The sequence below is a fragment of the Actinomadura sp. NPDC000600 genome (assembly GCF_040492135.1).
GTDB lineage: Bacteria > Actinomycetota > Actinomycetes > Streptosporangiales > Streptosporangiaceae > Spirillospora.
This window is the reverse complement of the sequence record NZ_JBEUPD010000022.1, coordinates 109,493-131,504: the sequence shown is the minus strand read 5'-3', so window position 1 is coordinate 131,504 and position 22,012 is coordinate 109,493. Positions and strand designations below refer to the sequence as shown.

At 73.4% G+C, this 22,012-nt stretch carries 22 protein-coding genes; 14 read left to right on the top strand and 8 right to left on the bottom strand.

Annotated features, from left to right (window positions below; genetic code table 11):
• Positions 1–45: 45 nt before the first annotated feature.
• Positions 46–489, top strand: coding sequence for an ATP-binding protein (locus ABWI07_RS28620; protein WP_353820358.1), 444 nt, complete (start codon positions 46–48; stop codon positions 487–489).
• Positions 482–1,783 carry a UDP-N-acetylglucosamine 1-carboxyvinyltransferase gene (murA, locus tag ABWI07_RS28615; RefSeq protein ID WP_149264687.1) on the top strand — a complete coding sequence of 434 codons (1,302 nt, stop codon included), beginning with the start codon at positions 482–484 and terminating at the stop codon, positions 1,781–1,783. The genes ABWI07_RS28620 and murA overlap by 8 nt, the downstream gene beginning before the upstream one ends.
• On the opposite strand, the gene ABWI07_RS28610 is transcribed toward murA, so the two are convergent.
• Entirely contained in the window at positions 1,749–2,309 is a 561-nt protein-coding gene (locus tag ABWI07_RS28610) for a hypothetical protein (RefSeq protein ID WP_353820342.1), read from the bottom strand. The genes murA and ABWI07_RS28610 overlap by 35 nt on opposite strands.
• Before the next feature lie 77 nt (positions 2,310–2,386).
• On the opposite strand from ABWI07_RS28610, the gene ABWI07_RS28605 reads away from it, so the two are divergent.
• From ABWI07_RS28605 to ABWI07_RS28590, 4 genes are all read left to right on the top strand, one after another.
• On the top strand, positions 2,387–3,541 hold the full coding sequence (locus ABWI07_RS28605) for a cytochrome P450 (protein WP_353820341.1): 1,155 nt from the start codon (positions 2,387–2,389) through the stop codon (positions 3,539–3,541).
• A gap of 49 nt (positions 3,542–3,590) precedes the next feature.
• The gene (locus ABWI07_RS28600; RefSeq protein ID WP_353820340.1) at positions 3,591–4,454 is read left to right on the top strand and encodes a hypothetical protein; all 864 of its coding nucleotides are present in this window, start codon (positions 3,591–3,593) and stop codon (positions 4,452–4,454) included.
• A 78-nt stretch (positions 4,455–4,532) separates the two neighbouring features.
• On the top strand, positions 4,533–6,134 hold the full coding sequence (locus tag ABWI07_RS28595; protein ID WP_353820339.1) for an acyl--CoA ligase family protein: 1,602 nt from the start codon (positions 4,533–4,535) through the stop codon (positions 6,132–6,134).
• Between the two features lie 108 nt (positions 6,135–6,242).
• Positions 6,243–7,802, top strand: a complete 1,560-nt coding sequence (locus tag ABWI07_RS28590) for an FAD-dependent monooxygenase (RefSeq protein WP_353820338.1) — start codon at positions 6,243–6,245, stop codon at positions 7,800–7,802.
• Positions 7,803–7,880: 78 nt separating this feature from the next.
• On the opposite strand, the gene ABWI07_RS28585 is transcribed toward ABWI07_RS28590, so the two are convergent.
• The gene (locus ABWI07_RS28585) at positions 7,881–8,288 is read right to left on the bottom strand and encodes a DUF2795 domain-containing protein (protein ID WP_353820337.1); all 408 of its coding nucleotides are present in this window, start codon (positions 8,286–8,288) and stop codon (positions 7,881–7,883) included.
• 99 nt (positions 8,289–8,387) lie between these two features.
• Here ABWI07_RS28585 and ABWI07_RS28580 point away from each other — a divergent pair, with 99 nt between their 5' ends.
• On the top strand, positions 8,388–8,747 hold the full coding sequence (locus ABWI07_RS28580; RefSeq protein WP_149264694.1) for a DUF7668 domain-containing protein: 360 nt from the start codon (positions 8,388–8,390) through the stop codon (positions 8,745–8,747).
• A gap of 15 nt (positions 8,748–8,762) precedes the next feature.
• On the opposite strand, the gene ABWI07_RS28575 is transcribed toward ABWI07_RS28580, so the two are convergent.
• Positions 8,763–10,169, bottom strand: coding sequence for a cytochrome P450 family protein (locus ABWI07_RS28575; RefSeq protein ID WP_353820336.1), 1,407 nt, complete (start codon positions 10,167–10,169; stop codon positions 8,763–8,765).
• A gap of 142 nt (positions 10,170–10,311) precedes the next feature.
• On the opposite strand from ABWI07_RS28575, the gene ABWI07_RS28570 reads away from it, so the two are divergent.
• The gene (locus ABWI07_RS28570) at positions 10,312–10,500 is read left to right on the top strand and encodes a DUF5302 domain-containing protein (protein WP_353820335.1); all 189 of its coding nucleotides are present in this window, start codon (positions 10,312–10,314) and stop codon (positions 10,498–10,500) included.
• A gap of 103 nt (positions 10,501–10,603) precedes the next feature.
• Here ABWI07_RS28570 and ABWI07_RS28565 read toward each other — a convergent pair whose 3' ends face one another.
• The 4 genes from ABWI07_RS28565 to ABWI07_RS28550 form a co-directional block, all read right to left on the bottom strand.
• A complete protein-coding gene (locus ABWI07_RS28565; RefSeq protein ID WP_353820333.1) occupies positions 10,604–11,242 on the bottom strand; it encodes a pyridoxamine 5'-phosphate oxidase family protein in 639 nt (212 codons plus the stop codon).
• Positions 11,243–11,301: 59 nt separating this feature from the next.
• Positions 11,302–12,048 carry a DUF899 domain-containing protein gene (locus ABWI07_RS28560; RefSeq protein WP_353820332.1) on the bottom strand — a complete coding sequence of 249 codons (747 nt, stop codon included), beginning with the start codon at positions 12,046–12,048 and terminating at the stop codon, positions 11,302–11,304.
• A gap of 104 nt (positions 12,049–12,152) precedes the next feature.
• Positions 12,153–13,190 carry an MBL fold metallo-hydrolase gene (locus tag ABWI07_RS28555; protein ID WP_353820331.1) on the bottom strand — a complete coding sequence of 346 codons (1,038 nt, stop codon included), beginning with the start codon at positions 13,188–13,190 and terminating at the stop codon, positions 12,153–12,155.
• Positions 13,191–13,280: 90 nt separating this feature from the next.
• Positions 13,281–14,189 (bottom strand): hypothetical protein, encoded by a 909-nt coding sequence (locus tag ABWI07_RS28550; protein ID WP_353820330.1) that lies wholly within the window; start codon positions 14,187–14,189, stop codon positions 13,281–13,283.
• 102 nt (positions 14,190–14,291) lie between these two features.
• On the opposite strand from ABWI07_RS28550, the gene ABWI07_RS28545 reads away from it, so the two are divergent.
• The 3 genes from ABWI07_RS28545 (at position 14,292) to ABWI07_RS28535 (ending at position 16,856) form a co-directional block, all read left to right on the top strand.
• A complete protein-coding gene (locus tag ABWI07_RS28545; RefSeq protein ID WP_353820329.1) occupies positions 14,292–14,936 on the top strand; it encodes a PadR family transcriptional regulator in 645 nt (214 codons plus the stop codon).
• A gap of 151 nt (positions 14,937–15,087) precedes the next feature.
• Positions 15,088–16,083 carry an ABC transporter ATP-binding protein gene (locus ABWI07_RS28540; RefSeq protein WP_149264702.1) on the top strand — a complete coding sequence of 332 codons (996 nt, stop codon included), beginning with the start codon at positions 15,088–15,090 and terminating at the stop codon, positions 16,081–16,083.
• A complete protein-coding gene (locus ABWI07_RS28535; RefSeq protein ID WP_149264703.1) occupies positions 16,080–16,856 on the top strand; it encodes an ABC transporter permease in 777 nt (258 codons plus the stop codon). The genes ABWI07_RS28540 and ABWI07_RS28535 overlap by 4 nt, the downstream gene beginning before the upstream one ends.
• Before the next feature lie 56 nt (positions 16,857–16,912).
• Here the strand turns inward: ABWI07_RS28535 and ABWI07_RS28530 are convergent, their stop codons facing one another.
• Positions 16,913–18,238: a M20/M25/M40 family metallo-hydrolase gene (locus ABWI07_RS28530; RefSeq protein WP_502912865.1), complete on the bottom strand. Its 1,326-nt coding sequence runs from the start codon at positions 18,236–18,238 to the stop codon at positions 16,913–16,915.
• A 243-nt stretch (positions 18,239–18,481) separates the two neighbouring features.
• On the opposite strand from ABWI07_RS28530, the gene ABWI07_RS28525 reads away from it, so the two are divergent.
• The 3 genes from ABWI07_RS28525 to ABWI07_RS28515 are packed head-to-tail and all read left to right on the top strand — an operon-like array spanning position 18,482 to position 22,007.
• Entirely contained in the window at positions 18,482–20,104 is a 1,623-nt protein-coding gene (locus tag ABWI07_RS28525) for a peptide ABC transporter substrate-binding protein (protein WP_160161228.1), read from the top strand.
• Positions 20,105–20,110: 6 nt separating this feature from the next.
• On the top strand, positions 20,111–21,037 hold the full coding sequence (locus ABWI07_RS28520; RefSeq protein ID WP_149264705.1) for an ABC transporter permease: 927 nt from the start codon (positions 20,111–20,113) through the stop codon (positions 21,035–21,037).
• Positions 21,038–21,044: 7 nt separating this feature from the next.
• Positions 21,045–22,007 carry an ABC transporter permease gene (locus tag ABWI07_RS28515; RefSeq protein ID WP_149264706.1) on the top strand — a complete coding sequence of 321 codons (963 nt, stop codon included), beginning with the start codon at positions 21,045–21,047 and terminating at the stop codon, positions 22,005–22,007.
• Positions 22,008–22,012: the final 5 nt, after the last annotated feature.

Genomic DNA, 22,012 nt, shown 5'->3' with positions numbered 1-22,012 from the left:
GAGTAATTCAGGAAGTGTCGGAAATGGGAGGGCGGCTTGGGCAGCATGGTGGTGCTGGGCGCGCTGACGGTGGACCGGGACGCATCGTCCGTGGCGCTGCTGCGCCGGTACGTGGACGGAGCCCTGGAGATGGAGGGCATCGGCGCGGAGGACGTCCAGCTGATCACGAGCGAGCTGGCGACCAACGCGGTCGAGCACGGCGCGGGGGACCGGATGGCGCTCGTCCTGACCGGGGACGGGGAGCGGGTCCGGGTGGAGCTCACGGACGGCGGAGGCGGGGAGCCGCGGGTGCGGGCGCCCGGGGACGAGGAGGAGGGCGGGCGCGGGCTGTTGATCGTCACGGCGGTGGCGGAGCGGTGGGGCGTGCGGCGCGAGGGCGGCGGCACCTGCGTGTGGGCGGAGGTCGCCCGCACGGAGCGGAGCGTGCCGGGGTTGCGGCGAAATCGGGGGGCCGGGCTCCCGGACGCCGTAGGCTGCTCGGGTGACTGAGAAGCTTTGGCAGATCGAGCCGTCGGGGCCGCTTCGCGGGGACGTCACCGTGCGGGGCGCGAAGAACGCGGTCAGCAAGCACATGGTCGCCGCGATGCTGGGGGACGGGCCGAGCACGATCAGCAATGCGCCGGACGTCGGCGAGGTCGGCATCACGGCGGGCATGCTGGAGCACGTCGGGATGACCGTGGAGCGGTCCGGCGGCGAGGTGACGGTCGTGCCGGGGCCCGTGTCGGACCCGAGCGTCGGCAAGGCGTTCACCGGCCTGAACCGCATCCCCATCCTGATGCTGGGGCCGCTGCTGCACCAGGCGGGCGAGGCGTTCGTGCCGCTGGTCGGGGGCGACCCGATCGGGCGGCGGCCGGTCGACTTCCACGTGGAGGCGCTGCGGGCGTTCGGAGCCGAGGTGTCGCTCGCGGCCGACGGGATCCACGCGCACGCCACGCGGCTCGTGGGGACGCGCATCGAACTGCCCTACCCGAGCGTCGGCGCCACCGAGACGGTGCTGCTGGCGGCGGTGCGGGCCGAGGGCAAGACCGTCATCCGCAACGCGGCGACCGAGCCGGAGATCACCGAGCTGGCGCTGTTCCTGCAGCGGATGGGGGCGCGGATCTCCTTCGCCCCCGACCGGCGCATCGTCGTGGAGGGCGTCGAGCGGCTGAGCGGCGCGCAGACGCGGCTCGGCGGCGACCGGATCGAGGCGTTCTCCTACCTGGTCGCGGGCCTGGTGACGGGCGGCGAGGTGCGGGTGCACGGGTGCCCGCAGGACCGGCTCGTCACCGCCATCACGACGCTGACCAGGATGGGCGCCGAGTTCGAGATCACCGACGACTGGATCATGGCGTCCGCGCCCGGCGGCCTGCGCCCCGCGGCGGTGCAGACCGACACGCACCCGGGGTTCGCGACGGACTGGCAGACGCCCCTGATGGTGCTGTTCACGCAGGCGGACGGCATGTCGGTGCTGCACGAGACCGTGTACGAGAACCGGCTCGCCTACGTCCCGGCGCTGCAGAGCATGGGCGCGGAGATCGAGGTCTACGACACCTGCCTGGGCGGTCCGGCCTGCCGGTACCACGACACGGCGGCGCTGCACTCGGCGGTCGTGCGCGGGGTGAGCAAGCTGCGCGGCGGGGACGTGACCATGCCCGACATCCGGGCCGGGTTCTCGGCCGTGCTGGCGGCTGCGGTCGCGGAGGGGCCGTCCACGCTCAGGGGCGTGCACCACATCGAGCGCGGCTACCACCGCCCCGTCGAGCAGTTCAGGACGCTGGGCCTGTCGCTGCGCGCGGGCTGAGGGAGTTCGGGGCCGTCCGGGGCCAGGTGAAGGTGAGCGATCCGCCTACGGGCAGGTCGTGCCAGAGCGGTGCCAGCTCGTCGAGCCGGGCCAGGACGCGATCGACGGCGGGCCGGTCCTCGGGCGGTATCGGCCGGCGGTCGGCCCACGCGGGCGTCCGCGCGCCCGCGCGGCGGCGCCAGGCGAGGTCGCACAGGCCCGCCAGGTGCTCGGACCTGGCCATGTCGCCGTGGTCGGACCGCCTGAGGAACGCCTCCCGCTTCTTCAGCCGGCGCTGCTCCCTGGCCCGCCGCCGCGGATCGCCGGGCGTCTCGCCCGTCTCGGCGAAGTCGCCGCCGCCCGCCGCGGCCCGCCCGAACACGCCGGACGCGAGGCCCATCTCCGCCTCGACCAGGTAGTGGACGAGGTCGTGCGGGATGTGGTCGTCGTAGCCGGGGGCGGGATCCATCCGGCGCGGGTTCCGCCCCGGGAGCCGGACGACGGTCGCGTACCGGCGCTCACCCGTCCGTTCGAAACTCACGTCCATCCGGCCAGGCTAGGCCGGAGGCTTTCCGCGCCGCATTCCGATTTCCTACGGTGGACCAGTCGTCTGGAGGGGGCGCCGTGGAGTTCGACCGGACCGATCCCTATCCGTTCTACGCCCGGGCGCGCGAGGCCGAAGGGCTGACCTTCGTCCCGGAACTGGACGCCTGGCTCGTCGCCCGGCACGCCGACGTGCGGGCGGTGCTGCGCGACCCGGAGACGTTCTCCTCGGCGAACGCGCTGCGGCCGGACGTGGTGCCGGGCCCCGAGGCCCTCGCCGTGCTGCGGGCGCTTCCGCAGGGCCGCCCCGTCGTGGTCACGGCGGACGGCGACGACCACCGGTGGCTGCGCGGGCCGCTGACGCGCGGGCTCTCGCCGAACCGGGTCGCCGCCGCCGTCCCGTTCATCACCCGGCGGGCGCGGGAGCTGGTCGACTCCTTCGCCGCAGACCGCCGCGTCGAGCTGATGGGACGGTACGCGCGCGTCCTGCCCGGCGAGGTGATCGGGCACATGCTCGGCATCGACCCGGAGGAGGTGCCCGCCCTGATCGAGGGCAGCTACCGGGCGGAGGACCTCGTCTTCCGGCCGATGGGCGCGGAGGAGCAGGTCGCCGCCGCCGAGCACGTCGCGGGCATGAAGCGGGTGCTGGACGAGCACGTGAAGGGCCGGGAGCCGGGCGACGACCTGTGCGGCCAGATGGCCCGCGCGATCGAGCCGCACGGCACGCTCATCTCCAACCTGCAGAACATCCTGCTGGCCGGGCACCTGACGACGACGGCCCTCATCGGCACGACGGTGCTGCACCTGTTGCGGAACCGGGAGCAGTGGGAGCTGCTGTGCCAACGGCCGGAGCTGATCCCGGCGGCCGTCAAGGAGGCCGCGCGCTACGACACCGCGATCCAGGGGTTCCGGCGGGTCACCACCCGCCCGGTGCGGGTGGCGGGCACCGACCTGCCCGCCGGCGCGGCGGTCTTCGTCGCCTTCGCCTCGACCGGGCGCGACCCGCGCGCCCATGACCGCCCCGACGAGTTCGACATCACCCGGGAGCCGGCGCGGCACCTGGCGTTCGGGCACGGCGTCCACGCCTGCCCGGGCTCGCAGCTCGCCCGCGAGCAGGTCCGCGTCACGCTGGAGGAGCTGACCGCGCGACTGCCGGGGCTGCGCGTCGAGGAACCGGTGGAGATGCTTCCGAGCCTGATCCACCGCTCGCCGAAGGAGCTGTTCCTTACCTGGTGATGGCCGGAATCTACAAGACGGGTGTGCCCGCGAGGGCCACGCTGGAGTCATGGATCTGACCAAGGCGACCGACTTCATGGCCATGCACGCGCGTCCTCTGGACCGCCGACGCTTCGAACTGCTGACCGGGGAGGGCGACCGGGAGGCGCTGCTCGCCGCGCTGAACGCCTACCGGAACCCCGACGGGGGATACGGCCACGGGCTGGAGCCCGACCTGCGGTCGCGGACGAGCCAGCCGGGCCCCGCGCTGCACGCGTTCGAGGTCTTCGAGGAACTGGCCCCGGTGACGGCGCCGGAGGCGGCCGCCCTCTGCGACTGGCTGGGCTCGGTGACGCTGCCGGACGGCGGCCTTCCGTTCGCCCTGCCCATCCCCGACCCCGCAGGCTGCGCGCCGTTCTGGACCGGCGCCGACCCGGGGACGTCCTCGCTGCAGATCACCGCGGTGGTCGCGGCCATGGCGCAGCGCGTCGCCGTCCACGACACGGCGGTCGCCCGGCATCCCTGGCTCGACCGCGCCACCCGCTACTGCCTCGACGCCATGCGCGCCAAGGACACGATGCACGCACTGGAAGTTGAGTTCGCCCTCTGGCTGGCGGACGCCGTCGAAGACACCGAGGCCATCGCCCTGCTCGGCGAGCACATCCCGGACGACGGCCTCCTCCATGTCGAGGGCGGCCTGGAGGACGAGTCGCTGCGCCCGCTCGACTTGGCGCCCTACCCGGACCGTCCGTCCCGCTCCCTCTTCAAGGCGGACATCGTGGCCGCCGAACTGCGGCGGCTCGACGGCATGCAGCAGGACGACGGCGGGTGGCTGGTCGACTTCGCCTCCTATTCGCCCGCCGCCGAACTGGAGTGGCGGGGCTACGCCACCGTCAGGGCCGTCTCCGTCCTGACCCGCAACGCGGGCGGCTAGCCCGGCGTCCCGGTGCGGGGCGGGTGCGCGTGGGATCCTGGAGACGCAGGCCACATCCGACGGCACCGGAGGCTCCCGATGGACAACGGCCCGGGTCACACGGCGCTCACCCCGCTCGCGTTCCTCGAACGGTCGGCCCAGGTGTTCCCCGCCAAGACCGCCTACGCCTACGGGGACCGGCGCGTCGCCTACGCCGAGTTCGCCGCCGAGGCGACCCGGCTGGCGAACGCGCTGCGGGCCTCCGGAGTCGAGCCGGGGGACCGGGTCGCCTACCTGGCGCCCAACGTCCCGGAGCTCCTCGTCGCGCACTTCGCGGTGCCGCTCGCCGGGGCGGTCCTCGTCGCGATCAACACGCGGCTGGCGCCGGACGAGATCCGCTACATCCTCGACCACTCGGGCGCGAAGGCCCTGGTGGTCGACGCGGGGCTGCATCCGTCCGTGGCGCCGGTCGCGGCCGGGCTGCCGCCGGTGGTCACCGTTCCCGCGGCCGGCGCCGAGCCCGACCCGGCGGTCGGCGGCATCTCCTACGAGGAGCTGCTGGCGCGCGGCTCGGACGACCCGCTGCCCTGGACGGTCCAGGACGAGAACGCCGCCATCTCGATCAACTACACGTCCGGCACCACGGGACGGCCGAAGGGCGTCGTCTACACGCACCGCGGCGCCTACCTCAACGCGCTCGGCGAGGTCGTGCACTCGCGGCACACGCCCGAGAGCGTCTACCTGTGGACGCTGCCGATGTTCCACTGCAACGGCTGGTGCACGCCGTGGGCGCTCGCCGCGATCGGCGGGACGCAGGTCTGCCTGCGCGCCGTCGTCGCCGGGGAGATCTGGCGGCTCATCGACACCGAGGGCGTCACCCACCTCAACGGCGCCCCGACCGTGCTGGTGACGATCGCGAACGCGCCGGAGGCGCACCCGCTGGAGCGGCCGCTGACCGTCACCACGGCGGGCGCGCCGCCGAGCCCGACGATCATCGGGGAGATGGAGCGGCTCGGGGCCGGCATCGTGCACGTGTACGGGCTGACGGAGACCTACGGGCCGTACTCGGTGTGCGAGCCGCAGCCCGGCTGGGCGGGGCTGCCCGCGGGCGACCGGGCCCGGCTGCTGGCGCGGCAGGGCGTCGGCATGATCCAGACCGACGGGCTGCGGGTCGTCGACGCCGACATGAACGACGTCCCGGCAGACGGGACGACGCTCGGCGAGATCGTCATGCGCGGCAACAACGTCATGAAGTGCTACCACCGGGACGAGGAGGCCACCGCCCACGCGTTCCGCGGCGGCTGGTTCCACTCCGGCGACCTCGGCGTCCGCCACCCCGACGGCTACGTCGAGCTGCGCGACCGTTCCAAGGACATCATCATCTCCGGCGGCGAGAACATCTCGACGGTCGAGGTCGAGCGGGCGATCGACTCGCATCCCGCCGTGCTGGAGGTCGCCGTGGTCGCGGTGCCGGACGACAGGTGGGGGGAGCGCCCCAAGGCGTTCGTGGTGCTGCGGGACGGCCGCACCGCCACCGAGTCCGAACTGGTCGAGCACGTCCGGGCGGGCCTCGCCCGGTACAAGGCCCCGGACGAGGTGGAGTTCGTCGCCGAGCTGCCCAAGACCTCCACCGGGAAGATCCAGAAGTTCCAGCTCCGGGAGCGGGAGTGGGCGGGGCGCGACCGCCGCGTCCAGGGCTGAGAACTCCCGCCGCGCCAGGGCCTCCCGCCGTGTGAGGCGCGGCGGTTCGTGGGAAGTGTTTCTGCGCGGGCGTCCGAGCCGCCGGCTGCCGAGCGAGAGGGGAGCGCGATGCCGCCCACCGACAGGCCGACCGGGAACGTGCTGATCGTGGGGGCCGGACCGACCGGCCTCCTCCTGGCGGGTGACCTCGCCGCGGCCGGGATCGGCTGCACGGTTCTGGAGCGCCGTCCCGAGGAGACGACCAACCTGACGCGGGCGTTCGCCGTGCACGCCCGCAGCCTGGAGATGCTGGACGCGCGCGGCGTCGCCGAGGAGCTGGTCGCGACCGGGACGCGCGTCAGCAGGCTGCGGCTGCTCGGCTCCACCGCCCTCGACCTCTCGCGGCTGCCGGGGCGGTTCCCGTACGTCCTGGTCACCCCGCAGTACGAGACCGAACGCGTCCTGCGGGAGCGGGCGCTGTCCGCCGGCGCGCAGATCGTGCACGGCGCCGAGGCCGTCGGGCTCCGCCAGGACGCGGCGGGCGTGGACGTCGACGTGCGGGACGCCGGCGGCGGGACGCGCACGCTCCGCGCGTCCTACGTCGTCGGCGCGGACGGGGTCCGCAGCACCGTCCGGGAGGCGCTCGGGCTGCCGTTCCCCGGCCGCGCGGCGGTGCGGTCGGTGATGCTGGCCGACGTCCGGCTGGACAGGGCGCCCGCCGACGTGCTCAGCGTGGGCGCCGTCGGCGACGCGTTCGCGTTCCTCGCCCCGTTCGGGGACGGCTGGTACCGGGTGATCGCGTGGAACCGCCGCCGTCAGGCGCCCGACTCCGAGCCCGTCGACATGGACGAGCTGCGCGAGGTGACCCGCCGCGCCCTCGGCACCGACCTCGGCATGGGGGAGCCGCGCTGGACGTCCCGGTTCCACAGCGACGAGCGGCAGGTCCCGCGCTACCGGGTGGGCCGGGCCTTCCTCGCCGGGGACGCCGCGCACGTCCACTCGCCGGCGGGCGGGCAGGGCATGAACACCGGGATGCAGGACGCGGCGAACCTCGGCTGGAAACTGGCCGCCGAGCTGCGCGGCTGGGCGCCGTCATGGCTGCTCGACAGCTACCACGAGGAGCGGCATCCCGTCGGCAGGCTCGTCCTGCGCAGGAGCGGCGCGCTGCTGCGGTTCGCCCTCGCCGAGCCGCGCTCGCTGCGGGCGGCCCGCGCCGCGGCGGCGTACGCGGCGACCCACGTGCCGCCCGTCGCGCGGCGGATCGCGGGCGCCGTCTCCGGTATCGACCTCGCCTACCCGGCGCCGCGCGGGTCGCATCCCCTGACCGGGCGGCGGGCCCCTGACGTGCCGCTGGCGGGCGACCCCGGCAGGCTCTACGAACTGCTGGCCGACGGACGGTTCGTGCTGGTGGTCGCGGCCAACGACCCCGCGGTCACCTACCTGGCGGCCAAGCGGTGGGCCGGCCGCGTGCACTGCGCGCCCGCCGGCGGCGCCACCCGCACGACCGCGCTGGTGCGTCCGGACGGCTACGTCGCCTGGGCGACCGACGAGACGGCGCCGGACCGGCGCGCGGCGGCGATCCGGGACGCGCTGAGCCAGTGGTGCGGGCGACCCGCCGACCGGCCCGCCCACGAGCCGAGGCCCAGCGAGACCGTTCCGGGCGAGGACGGGACGGGGACCGGACGCTGACGAGGCGCTTCCGACGAAGCAGCGGGGTCCGGCCGCGATGGGCGGCCGGACCCCGCTGCTTCCCCGGTGCGGCTCCGGTCAGTAGCGCCGCTCCTCGCGGCCGTAGCCGAGTTCCTCGGCCACGTCGGCGACGTTCTCGTACTCGCGTTTCGGCAGCGTCCGGAGCTGGTCGACCGCCCGGTCCGGCGCACCGCCCTCGGCGGCGTGGCGGACCAGCTCGTTCGGGCGGGCCGGGTAGCGGACGCCGCTGAGCATCCGGGCGAGGGCGCTGCGGCCCTCCACGTCCTGCGCGCTCATCCCGGGCGGGGAGCCCTCCCGGTCCCCGGCGGCGGGCGCCGTCGGGTCCGCGGGGTAGTCGTTGGAGAACGGCTCGGTCTCCTTGAACTCCTCGGCGTGCGTGGGGTGGTGGCCGCTGACCATGCCCTGCGTCTCGCGGCCCATCTCATCGTCCAGCTTCGCGCCGTGCTTGTCGCTCTGGTCTGGCATCTTCGTCCTCCTTGCGCGCCTACCGGACTGAGCGTTCCCGGGCGGGCACTGCCAAACATGCGGGCGATCACATGGCGGGCGCGCGGTACGGTGTGGCGCATGCTGCCGGAAGAGGGCGTGAACGCGGTCCGGGTCGTGGTCGGGCTGCTGGTCCGCGGCGAGTACGAGGAGCTCGAGACCCTCACCGAGGGGCGCCGGCTGAGCGCGGCGGAGACGGCCGCCGCGGTGGCCGCGTCCGGGCGCGACCTGATCAGCCCGCCCGACGGCGCCTTCGCCGACCTGGAGACGACCGGGGTCGAGCAGGTCTCGGGCGCGGAGCGCGCCTTCCATGTCGCCTTCCGGCTGTGGACCGCGCAGGACGGGCCTTCCGGGCCGGTGCTGAGCCTCACCCTGTCCGAGGTCATGGACGGCGTGTGGACCGTGGAGCTGGACGGGATCGAGGACGCCGGCGCGCTGTGACGCCCCGGCCCCCGGTCAGGACTGCCCGAGCCGCATCATCCGCAGGACGCGCCGCACCAGCGAGTTCTGCCCGCCCTCGCTCGGTTCCTCCTGATCCGTCGCCTCCTCGGCCTCGGCGGCGGGGGAGGACCGCGGCTCCGGCGGGTCCCCGGCCAGCTCGTAGGTGACCGGCAGCGACCGCAGGCCGCGCATCAGCGGGGACGAGCGCCACGGGAGCTGGTCGGCGGGCAGCGCGAGCCGCAGTTCGGAGAACCGGTCGAACAGCCGCTCCACCGCGATCGCGGTGATGGTGGTGGCGAGGTCGCGGCCGAGGCAGGCGTGCGGGCCGGCGCTCCACGCCAGGTGGGCGCGCGAGCTGTAGATCGAGTCCGGTCCGCCGCCCGCCGCGAACGCCGGGTCCAGGTGGGCGGCGGCGGGCGAGACCATGACCGGGTCGCCGGCCGCGATCTGGAACCGGCCGAGGCGCACGTCGGCCTTGGCCCACCGGAACGCCAGGTTCGCCATCGGCGGGTTGGCGGCCGCGGCCCGGTTGATCGCCTCCTGGAGCATCCCGGCCGACAGGCTGTCGCGGGCGCCGGTCTCCCCTATGAGCACCTCGGCGATGGTGTTGCAGATCAGCGTCCCGGTCACGTCGCCGACGAGGCCGGTCATCATCGCCATCTCGCCGGTGAGCTCCTCGGCCGTCAGGTCCGGCAAGGCGGCGAGCATGTAGGACGGCAGGTCGTCGCCGGGGTCCGCCGCCCGCGCCGCGCACAGGTCCGCGACCCGCGCGATCAGCCGGGCGGACGCCTCCTGGGCGTCCGGGCCCGCGTCCATCACCCGCCACAGATCGATGATCAGCTCGTCGCCGCCGTCGGCGCCCGAGCCGAGCAGCCGCCCGATCACCATCAGCGGCAGCGGCCGCGCGTACTGCGCCGACAGGTCGGCCCACCCGGTCCGGCCGCCGCTCTCCGCCAGCACCGTGAGCAGCTCGTCGGCGTAGCGCCGGACGGCCTGCTCCAGGGCCTTCGCCTCCGGCCTGCCCCGGTCCTGGAACGGCCGCAGCCCCTCGCTCCAGGCGCCGCGCAGCCGGGTGGACTCGGCGCCGTCGCGGAACCCGCAGTTGTCCGACTCGACGACGGGCAGCATCGGCCAGTCCGCCGGGACCGCGCCCTCCCGGTACGCGCGCCAGTTGCCGACCCGCCGGCTCCAGTTCCCGCGGGCGTCGCGCAGGATGTCGAGCGTCTGGGTGTAGCCGATGACGAGCCAGGCCGGGACCCCGAGGACGTCCACCGGAGCGACCGGGCCGTACTCCGCCCGCAGCCGCTCGTAGAACGCCGCGGGGCGGGCCTCGTAGTCGCGGTTCAGCAGCGGCTGGACGGCGAGCGCCTCCAGCGGCGGATGGGCGGGGGCGGGCTCGGCCTGCGGCGTCTGGGGCTCCACGTGCACAGACCCTAGGAGAGAACGTTCGCTCCTGGCCGGTTTATGCTGGAATCTCCCACGGCGATCTTTCGGCGTGCACGAGCTCGCGGCCATCGCGGGGTATGTGACGCTAGGGGTGCCCATACATGAGCTGGAGGTCCGCATGACCGACTCGGCGGGAGCGCCCGAAGACGGCGAGGACGAGGTGAAGCGCCGGTTCCGGGAGGCCCTGGAGCGCAAGCGCGGCGCGGAGAGCAAGAACGCCAGCGGCGGCGGCCGGAGCGGCTCGAAGGTGCGCGGCACCCACGAGCGCGCCGACCACCAGCGGCAGTTCCGCCGCAAGAGCGGCTGACCGGGCGGACCCGACCCGCCGGCCCCCGCGCCTGGGCGCGGGGGCCGTTCCGTTCTCCGGAGCCCGTGCCCCGCGAGGACCGCGCGCCCGGCCGCCGGGCGTGTCAGCCCTGGTAGAGCTTCTTGCTGTAGTTCGCCTCGCGGTAGTACTCCCGGAGCTCCTCGACGCTCTCCTCGGTGTACTGGACGTCCTTGACGATCCGGGCGTGCGGCGGCAGCGCCTCCGGCTCCCAGGACTCGGGCTTCCACAGCTTGGAGCGCATGAGCGCCTTCGCGCAGTGGAAGAAGATCTGCTCGATCTCCACGACGAGCGCGAGGGCCGGCCGGTGGCCCTTGACGACCATCTCGTCGAAGAACGGCGCGTCCCGGACGAGCGTGGCCCGGCCGTTGATCCGCAGCGTCTCGCCGCGGCCCGGCACCAGGAAGATCAGGCCGACGTGCGGGTTGCTCAGCACGTTCATGAACCCGTCCACCCGGCGGTTGCCGGGCCGGTCCGGGATGGCGATCGTCGTGTCGTCGAGCACGCGCACGAACCCGGGCGGGTCGCCCTTGGGCGAGACGTCGCAGTCGCCGGCGGCGTCGCTGGTGGCGATCAGGCAGAACGGGGACCGGGCGAGCCACTCGCGATCCCAGGCGTGCAGCGTGACGCGCTCCTTGTCGATCGCGCGCCGCATCGGCGCGCCGAGGAGCTCGCGCAGCTCGGCGGCCGAGGTGATCGCAGTGAACTCGGGGGCGACCGTCATCGCCGCTCCTTCCGCGGGGGATCAGGAGGTCAGCGTAACCAGGCCGGTTCCGGCGTTTCTCAGTGGGAGTACTCGTCGTCGTACTCGTCCGGATAGGGGAGCCTGGCGCCCGCCTGCATGCCGCCCGTCCCGCGGCCCTTCGGCTCCTCCCACTCCTCCTGGCGGCCGAGCGCGGTCACGTCGAGGAAGTAGTACGAGCCGCCGACCTGCTCCACGCCCCGCGCGTACGTCGAGTACGTGTGGTAGACGGTGTCGCCGTCCCGCAGGAAGCAGCTCGCGCCGGGCAGGTCCATCGGCCGGTCGCCCTCCGGCGGCACCGGCCGGTAGTTGTACTCCTCCGGCGCCACCGACCCGTCGAGGGTGACGTGGTAGTCGTAGTTGAAGTCGCCGCCGAACGAGGAGTACCAGGGGAACACCCAGCCCATCTCCGCCCGGAACGGCCCGATCTTCGACTGCGGGGCCCGCGACACCGCCGCGTAGGTCGTGCCGCGGTCGTGCAGGTGGCGCAGGAGCCCGACCGAGATCTCCGCGAGACCCGACGAGCAGCTCCGGCAGGCGCGGTCCCACTCCGGGGCCCACATCGCGTGGTTCACGATGAGCTGGCGGCGCCCCTCGAACAGGTCGAGCAGGGACGCCTTGCCGTCCGGCCCCTCGAAGACGTAGTCCTTGTCGACCCGCACCATGGGCAGCCGCCGCCGGGCGCTGTTCAGCGCGTCGCGGGCGCGGGTGAGTTCCTTCTCCTTGACGAGCAGTGCCTTGCGGGCCGCCAGCCACTCTTCGCGGGAGGCGACGTCTGGGAGCGCCATGCTCAGTCCTCCGATCTGCACGGTTTCCCATGCAGACTCGGCGGCGCGCCGGAACTCATCGCCCGCGCCGGACCCGATCGCGCGGAGCCGATCGCGCGGGGGCGTCAGCGCCGCACGGCGTAGCGGCGGACGCCGCCCTCCTCGTGGGAGTCGAGCACGCCCCGGTCGGCGAGGACGTCCAGATGCGCCTCGATCTCCAGGACGGCCAGCATCCGGCTGAACGCGTCCAGATCGTCGAGGCTGCGGCGGCGGCGCGTCCACCGCATCGCGGCCGCGACCTCGAAGGCGGTGCCGTGCCCGGCGCGGACCTGCGCGGCGGCGACGTCGAGCCGCTCGGCGTGGTGCTCCAGCAGCTCGTCGATCCGGGTGTGCACGCTCGGCCGCACGGGGCCGTGCGCGGGCAGCAGCACGGTGTCCGGCATGTCGCGCACGAGCCGCAGCGACTCCAGGTAGCTGCGCAGCGGCTTGGGCTCCGGCTCGGTCTCCAGTCCGATCGACGGGGTGATGTGCGGCAGGATGTGGTCCCCCGAGAACAGCAGCCCGGCGGCCGCGTCCCGCAGGACGATGTGGCCGCGCGTGTGGCCCGGCGTGGTGAACACGTCCAGGCCCCGGTCCGCCAGGGCGATGCGCTCCCCGTCGTCCAGCCACGCGTCCGGCATCGTGTGCGGAACGTCCCGCTCGGAACGGTCCACCGGCCGGCCCGCGATCTCGTCGGCCAGCTGGTCCGCGCCGCACCGCCGCAGCAGTTCGACCTGCCGGGGATGCAGACCCCGGTGGACGTCGAACGCCTCGATCGACGGCCGCTCGCCCCGGCCGATCCGCACCCGCGTCCCGAACGACTCGCGCAGCGCCAGGGCCTGCGAGTAGTGGTCCCAGTGGGCGTGGGTGACGAGGAACTGCGCCACGTCGTCCAGCCGGTGGCCGAGGGCGGCGAGCGCGCCTTCGAGCGAGGTCCGCGTGTCGGGCATGGCCCAGCCCGAGTCCACGACCACGAGGCCTTCGCCGTCCTCGATGACGTACACGTTGACCGCGTGCAGCGACGGGATCGGCAGCGCCAGGGGGATCCGGTGCACGCCCGGCGCGACCGGGTGGGCGCCCGGCTCGGTCCAGTCAGTCGGCTGCTCCACGACCGGTGCCGTCACCGCGCGCCCCCTTGATTGTCGAATCACGTTCGGAACGAACCTACTTCATCCCCGCCATCCCGTTTATCCCAGCCCCGCACCGGGCCGGGACTACCCGGGGTGCGGGTCGCGGGCGGCGGCGCGGCGGGCCTCGGTCGCGGCCCGGCGGGCCTCTCGGGCGGCCTCCTCCGCACGGGCGCGGTTCTGCTCGGCGCGCTCCGCCCTGCGGGAGGCGGCGTCCCGCTCGGCGATCGCCCGTTCCAGTTCGCGCCGGAGGTGCCCGACCTTGGCGGAGGCCTCCTGCGCCTCGCTCCTGGCCGCCTCCGCCTGCTCCTCCCGGTCGGCCAGCTTGTCCTCGGCCTGCTCGGCGCGCTTGCGCAGCGTCTCCGCGCGCTTGGCGCGGACCGCGCTCGTGCGCGCCACGTTCGACTTCGCCGGTTCCCCCTCCTTCTTCTTCTCCGGCTTCCTCTCCGGCGACGGCTTCGCCTTGGCGGGCTTCTCCTTCGGCTTCGGCTTCGCGCGCTCTTCCTGGTCCGGGGGCGTCGCGAAACCGGCCGGGACGAAGCCGGAGTGGCTGCGGGGCTGCGACAGCCGCCCCTCCCTGACCTCCTCGGCGATGTCGGCGTCCACCGTGGCGGCCTGGAGGGTGTCCTCCACCTCGCGGACCGCCTGCTCCCGCAGCGCGCTGCCCGCGTCCGCAGCGAGCTCGCCCGCCGTACGCACCAGCGACCCGACGAGGCCGGCCCGGCGGCGCTCCAGATCCCCGAGGCCGCGGCCGGAGCCCCAGGCCGCCCGCATCTCCTCGCCGACGTCCAGCAGGTCGGCGAGGTCGCCGGTGGCCGAGCGCGCCAGGAGGTTCACCGCCCACGCCGAGAGGGTGGGGCGGCGCAGCGCCCCTATCCGCTTCGCGAGCGCGGCGTCGCCTTCCGCCTTCGCCTCCCGGGCCAGGCGGGTGCGGGCCTCCACGAAGTCGGCGGGCGGGACGCCGTACAACTCGTCGGCCGCACTGGAGAAGTCCACGTCCGATCTCTACCCGCACCGGATCCGAGTGCATCGGGGGTGGACGGGCCCGGTTCCGGGTGCCATACTCGGCGACGAGTATTCGTCTACGAGGAGGGCGAGATGGCCAAGCGGCGCAAGGTGGGCAACCTTCTGGGGCTCGCCGTGCTGTCGACCGTCTCCGCCAAGCCGATGCACCCCTACGAGATGGCCTCGCTGATGCGCGCCCGCGGCAAGGACCGCGACATGGACATCAAGTGGGGGTCGCTCTACACCGTCGTCGGCAACCTGGAGAAGCACGGGTTCCTGGCCGTCGAGGGCAGCTCCCGGCACGGGTCTCGGCCCGAGCGCACCGTCTACCGCATCACCGACGCGGGACGGGACGAGCTGGCCGACTGGGTCCGGGAACTCATCGGGGTGCCCGAGCGGGAGCGGCCGCGCTTCGAGGCGGGGCTGTCCGTCCTCGGCGCGCTCGGGCCGGACGAGGCGGCGGCCCTGCTGCGCCGCCGCCTCGACGCGATGGAACGGGAGATCGCCGAGGACCGGGCCGTCCTGGAGGCCGCGAAGGAGGTCCCCCGCCTCTTCCTGATCGAGGCCGAGTACGACCTCGCGATGCGGCGCGCCGAGGCCGAGTGGGTGCGCGGCTTCCTCGCCGAGATCGAGGACGGCACGCTGCCGGACCTCGACCTGTGGCGGGCCTTCCACGAGACGGGCGAGATGCCGCCCGAGCTCGCCGAGCTGGCGGAGAGGGGAGCCCCGGAGGACTAGCGAGCGAGAGGCCCGGCGGCGGTGCTGCAACACCGCCGCCGGGCCGGGACCCACCACCGAGAACCCGCGCGGAGCGGGCCCTGGCGGCGTGACGCGACACCAGCCTATCCGGGGCCCTTCGTGCGGCACGTTTCCTTCCACGGAGGAGAACATGGCGCATGCCATCGAGGCCGAGGGCCTCGTGAAGAACTACCCCGGCGACGTCCGGGCCCTGGACGGCCTGTCGGTCACGGTCGGGCGGGGCGAGATCCTCGGGCTGCTCGGCCCCAACGGGGCGGGCAAGTCCACCACCGTCAAGATCCTCACCACGCTGGTCCGGCCGGACGCGGGCGCCGCGGCCGTGGCCGGGCACGACGTGCTGCGGCGGCCCGACCGGGTCCGGCGCGTCATCGGCGTGGTGTCGCAGCGGTCGGGCGCCGACCCCGAGGCCAGCGGCCGCGACAACCTCGTCCTGCAAGGCCGCCTCTACGGGATGGGCGGGGCGCAGGCGCGGCGGCGCGCGGCCGAGCTGCTCGCCAGGTTCGGGCTGGAGGACGCGGCGGGCAGGCCGGCGAAGACCTACTCCGGCGGGATGCGGCGGCGGCTCGACGTCGCGCTCGGCCTCGTCCACCGGCCGCAGGTGCTGTTCCTGGACGAGCCCACCACCGGCCTCGACCCGGAGGCGCGCGCGTCGATGTGGGCGGAGATCGCGCGGCTGGCGGGCGACGACGCGCTCGCGATCCTGCTGACCACCCACTACCTGGAGGAGGCCGACCGGCTCGCGCGGCGGCTGGCGATCGTCGACCGGGGCCGCGTCGTGGTCGAGGGCACCCCCGACGCGCTCAAGGGCGAGCTGCGCGGCGACGCCGTCCACGTGGAGTGGCGGGAGGCGCCGCCCGAGCCGCGGGTGCGGGAGGCGCTGGACCGCCTCCCCGGCGTGCGCGAGGTCGTCGTGGACGGGCCGCGCCTCAGCGCCCGCGCCGACGACGGCGCGGCGGCGGTCCCCGCCGTCCTCGCCGCGCTCGACCAGGCGGGCGTCCCGGCCGCGGCGGCGACCGTCGCGCGGCCCTCGCTGGACGACGTGTACCTGCGCTACGCCGGCCGCAGGTTCGCGCACGCCGACGGAGCCGGCCAGGCCGAGACCGCCGCCGCCGGAGGTGCCCGATGACCGCCCTCGTGACCGGGACCTGGTGGATGACCCACCGGCGGCTGACCGCGCTGGTGCGCAACCCGGCCGTCGTCGTCATGACGCTGGTGCAGCCGATGATCTGGCTGTTCCTGTTCGGCCAGCTGTTCAGGAGGGTGGTCGAGCTGCCCGGCTTCGGCACGCAGTCCTACCTGGACTACATCGTGCCCGGCGTGGTGGTCATGAACGCGGTGTCGCTGAACTCCTTCGCCGGGATGGCGACCATGGACGAGATCGAGCGCGGGACCCTCAACCGGTTCCTCGTCACGCCGGTGCGGCGCGGCGCGATCGCGAACGCCGGCGTCGTCGAGCAGGCCCTCAGCACGGCGTTCCAGTCCATCGTGATCATCGCGCTGGGAGGGGTCGCGGGCGCGCACTACCCGGGCGGCCTCACGGGCCTGGCGGTGCTGGTCGCCGCGTCGGTGCTGATCGGCGTCGTCCTCGCCGCGCTGTCCAACACCCTCGCCCTGCTCGTGCGCGACCGCAACACCATCATCGGCCTGAACGTGATGCTGCTGCTGCCGCTGACGTTCCTGTCGTCGGCGTTCATGGCGAAGGGGCTGATGCCGGGCTGGATGCGGCACGTAGCGGCCGGCAACCCGGTGAGCTGGGCGCTGGACGCGGCGCGCGGCGCGCTCGCCGACGATCCCGACTGGGGGACCGTCGGGACGCACGGCGGGTGGCTGCTCGTCCTGACGGCGGCCGCGGTCGGGCTCGCCGTCCACTCGTTGCGGAGCTATCAGAAGTCGCAGTGACCGGGGAAGGACCGGCGGGGGATCGGGCGGCGCGACGCACCGGGACCCCGCCGGTCCTACCGGGTGTCGAGGAACCGGTCCAGCACGCGGGTCCCGAAGGCGAGGCCGTCCAGCGGGACCCGCTCGTCCACGCCGTGGAACATCCCGAAGTAGTCGAGCTCCGGGCCGAGCAGCAGCGGCGCGAAGCCGAAGCTCGTGATCCCGATGCGGTGGAACGACTTCGCGTCGGTCCCCCCGGCCATCACGTACGGGACGGGGCGCGCGAGCGGGTCCTCGGCGCGCAGCGCGTCCGCGAGCGCGGCGAACGTCGGGCCCGCCGGGTCGGCGGCCGGGGCCTCCTCGTGGTTGATGAACTCGCGGGTCACCTTCGGGCCGAGCAGCCGGTCGATCGTGGCGAGGAACTCCTCGCCCGTGCCGGGCAGGTACCGGCCGTCGACCTGCGCGGTCGCCACCCCGGGGACGACGTTGACCTTGTAGCCGGCGTCGAGCCGGGTCGGGTTGGCCGAGTTGCGGATCGTCCCGGCGAACAGGTGCCCGGCGCGGCCGAGCCGGTCCGCCTCCTCGTCGAGGCGGTCGTGGTCGATGGGGGTGCCGAGGGCGTCCGCCAGCCCGTCCAGCAGCGCCCGGACACCCGGCGTCAGGCGGACCGGCCACTCGTGGGAGGCCAGCCGGGACACCGCGTGCGCGATCTCGGCCACCGCGTTGTCGGGGGCCGGCTTCGAGCCGTGCCCGGCCGTGCCGCGCGCCGTCAGCCTCATCCAGGTCGTGCCGCGCTCGCCGGTCGCGACGGGGTAGATCCGCGTCCCGCCGGCGTCCACGCTGAACCCGCCGGACTCGCTGATCGCCTCCGTGCAGCCCTCGAAGAACCCGCGGTGCTCGCGCGCCACGTACCGGGACCCGTACTCGCCGGTGCACTCCTCGTCGGCCAGGAAGGCCAGGACCAGGTCGCCGCGCGTGCGCCGCCCCTCCCGCAGCCGCGCCCGCACGGTCGCGAGCGTCATCGCGAGGCTGCCCTTCATGTCGACGGCGCCGCGCCCCCAAACGCACCCGTCCCGCACCTCGCCGGAGAACGGCGGAACGCTCCAGTCCGCCGGATCGGCGGGGACCACGTCCAGGTGCCCGTGGATCAGGAACCCCGGATGGGACGGGTCGGTGCCGGGGATCCGGGCGAGCGTGCTCGCGCGGCCCGGCGCCGACTCGACGATCGTCGCCTCGACGCCCACCTCGTCCAGCAGGGCGGCGACGTGCTCGGCGGCGGGGCGCTCCGGCTCGGCCACCCCCTCGCCCCGGTTCACGGTGGCGAACCTGATCAGGTCCGCGCAGATCGCCGCCGCCTCGGCGCCCGCCGGATCGGCGCCGGTCCCGTCCACCGTGCCGTCCACCGTGCCGCCCGCCGTCGCGCCCGCCTGATCGAAGTGCACCACACCCCCATTGTCCCCTTTTGCAACGAAGCTTCATTTTGGTCCGTCGCTGACCAGTGTCAACTAATGATCAAGAACGTCTCGATCCGGTTTCGGATCCGTCAGCGCCGTACCCAAACCGTCAAAGTGAGTACGACGCTGCGAACAATCCAGGTGCGGCGGGCGGCCAAGCGCCCGCCGGAAGAAAGACGGCCGAGGAGGAGCATGACCATCCTGAGGGGTGCCGGAAGAGGTCTCCGCCTGAATGTCGCGGGCCTCGCCGCGGTGGCGCTGGCCGCCTCACTCGGCCTTTCGGCCTGCGGCGGGAGCGACGACGCCGAGGCCGGCGACGGAACGTTCACCGTGGGCCATTCCGAGCCGGACCACCTGCTGCCCGCCAACACGACCGGCAGCTACGCCTTCGACGTGATCACCGAGATGTTCGACAACCTGATGGACCTGACCAAGGACGGCAAGGCCGTCCCGCTGGCGGCCGAGTCGGTCACCTCGGACGACCAGAAGGTCTGGACGATCAAGGTCAGGCCGGGGCAGAAGTTCCACAACGGGGAGCCGGTGACGGCCCAGAGCTTCGCCGACGCGTGGAACAACGCCGCGTACGGGCCGAACGCGATGGGCGCCAACGACTACTTCTCGTACATCAAGGGGTACGAGGACATGAACCCCGAGGACGAGAACGCCAAGCCCAAGGCCGACAAGCTCTCCGGGGTCGAGGTCGTCGACCAGAACACGCTCAAGGTCACGCTGAACGACCCGTTCAGCCAGTTCCCGCTGCTGCTGACCTACCCGGCGTACGCGCCGATGCCGAAGGCCGGGCTCAAGGACACCAAGGCCTTCGACGACCACCCGATCGGCAACGGCCCGTACATGATGGACGGGAACTGGAAGCGCAACGGGCCCATCAAGCTCGTCGCCTTCCCCGGTTACACCGGGGCGCGCAAGCCGAAGAACAAGGGCGTGACCTGGAAGAGCTACTCCAGCGCGGACACCGCCTACACCGACCTGCGGGCGGGCCGGATCGACGTGCTCCAGACCATTCCGTCCGCCAAGGTCCCCGAGGCCAAGCGGCTCCTGGGCGACCGGTTCCTCACCCGGAAGATGAGCACGACCGACTACCTCGGCATTCCCGTGTTCGACAAGCGGTTCGCCAATCCTGACCTGCGCAAGGCCATCTCGATGGCCATCGACCGGCAGGGCATCAACAAGGCCGTCTTCAACGGCGGCTACTTCCCCGCCGACTCGCTGGTCCCGTCCATCATCCCGGGCCACCGCGCGAACGCCTGCGGTGAGCTGTGCACCTACGACCCCGCCAAGGCCAAGCAGTTGTTCGACAAGGCCGGCGGATTCTCCGGGACGCTGGAGTTGTACTTCTCCAACGCGCAGCCGACCTACGCCCAGTGGATGCGGATCGTCGCCAACTCGCTGCGCGACAACCTCGGCATCAAGGACATCCAGTTCCGGCAGGTCCCCGCCTCCGACTACTTCTCCCTGCTGAGCGACCGCAAGGAGAAGGGTCCGTACCGGCAGAACTGGGAGGCCGACTACCCGAGCCCGCAGAACTACCTGGAGAACATGTGGGGCTCGGCGGGCAACCGCATGGGCTGGAAGAACACGGAGTTCGACGACCTCATCTCCAAGGCCAACAAGACGCCGGACCAGCAGCAGGCGTTCGCGCTCTACAACCAGGCAGAGGACATCGCCATCCGCGAGATGCCGATGATCCCGCTGTGGACGTGGGCGGGCGAGGGCGGCCGTTCCAAGAGGGTCGACAACGTCACGATCACCCCGTTCTCCACGGGCCTGATCGCCACCGAAGTGACGGTGAAGTAGCCGGCGATGTGGCGCTACGTCCTCCGGCGGCTCCTGCAGGCGGTCCCCGTCTTCATCGGCACCACGCTGCTCATCTACGCGATGGTGTTCGCACTGCCGGGCGATCCGATCCAGGCCCTCGCCGGGGACAAGCCGGTCCCGGAGAACGTCCTGGCGACCCTCCGCGACCGCTACAACCTGAACGACCCCCTGCTGGTGCAGTACGCCAAGTACATGTGGGGCCTCCTCCAGGGCGACCTCGGCGAGAACTACACCGGCGAGAGCGTCTCGGAGATGCTCAGCGGGCGCTGGGCGGTGACGGCGCAGCTCGCCGTCACCGCCTGGATCTTCGAGCTGGTCCTCGGGATCCTGCTCGGCGTCTGGGCGGGCCTGCGCCGCGGCAAGCTCGCCGACACCCTCGTCCTCAGCGGGACCACGCTGGTCATCGCGGTGCCGGTGTTCGTGCTCGGCTACGCGGCGCAGCTCCTGTTCGGGCTGCACTGGCAGATCTTCCCCACGGCCGGGACGGACGACGGCTGGCCGATGAGCTACCTGCTGCCCGGGATGGTGCTCGGCTCGCTCGGCCTGTCGTACGTGGCGCGGCTGACCCGCACGAGCCTGTCGGAGAACCTGCGGGCCGACTACGTGCGCACCGCGAACGCCAAGGGGCTCTCGCGGGCGCGGGTGGTCGGCCGGCACGCCCTGCGCAACTCGCTGATCCCGGTGGTGACCTATCTCGGCGTCGACTTCGGGAACATGATGGCCGGCGCGGTCGTGACCGAGGGCATCTTCAACCTGCCGGGCATCGGGGGGCAGGTCTTCGAGTCGATCCAGCTGAAGGAGGGGCCCGTCGTGGTCGGCGCGGTCACCCTGCTGGTGCTGATCTTCCTGCTGGTCAACCTGGTCGTGGACCTGCTGTACGGGGTGCTCGACCCGCGGATCAGGTACGAGTGAGGAGCGCATGACCATCAAGCAGCCGGACGCCGGGCCGCCGGGCGCCGAGCCGGAGGCGCCGGCCGGCGCCGGCGCCCCGGGGACGAGCGCCGCCGCGGTCGCCGTCGCCGGCGGGGAGATCGGCCGGGCGTCGCTGTGGGACGACGCGTGGCACGAGCTGCGGCGCCGCTGGATCTTCTGGGGCTCGGTGGCGGTCCTCGCGCTCGTGACGCTCATGGCCGCGGTGCCGCGGCTGTTCACCGCCACCGCGGTCAACGAGGGCTGCGACCCGAACGACGCCAAGCTCGGGCCGTCCGGCGACCACTGGTTCGGCACCGACCTCGCGGGCTGCGACTACTACGCGCACGTCGTGCACGGCGCCCGCCCGACGCTGCTGATCGGCGTCGCCGTCACCGTGTTCGCGCTGCTGATCGCCCTGCTGTTCGGGCTGCTCGCCGGATACTACGGCGGCCTGGTCGACGCGCTGATCGCCCGGCTGACCGACATCTTCTTCGGGCTGCCGTTCGTGCTCGGCGCCACCGTGATCCTGGTCGCCTTCCCCTCGCACGGGGTGTGGGCGATGACGCTGGTGCTGGTCCTGCTCGGCTGGACGACGATGATCCGCATCATGCGGGGGCAGGTCATCTCCGTCCGCGACGCCGACTACGTGCAGGCGGCGCGGCTGCTCGGCGCGTCCGACCGGCGGATCATGGTCCGGCACATCCTGCCGAACGCGATCGCCCCGGTGATCGTGGTGGCCACCCTCAACGTCGGCCACGTGATCGTGGGCGAGGCGACGCTGGACTTCCTCGGCGTCGGCCTCCAGTACCCGGAGGTCTCCTGGGGCCTCCAGCTCAACCAGGCGAAGGACGCCTTCGTCGACCATCCGCATCTGCTGATCTTCCCCGCGGTGTTCCTGTCGGCCACGGTGCTGAGCTTCCTGCTGCTCGGCGACGCCGTCCGCGACGCCCTCGACCCGAAGCTGCGGTGAGCCGA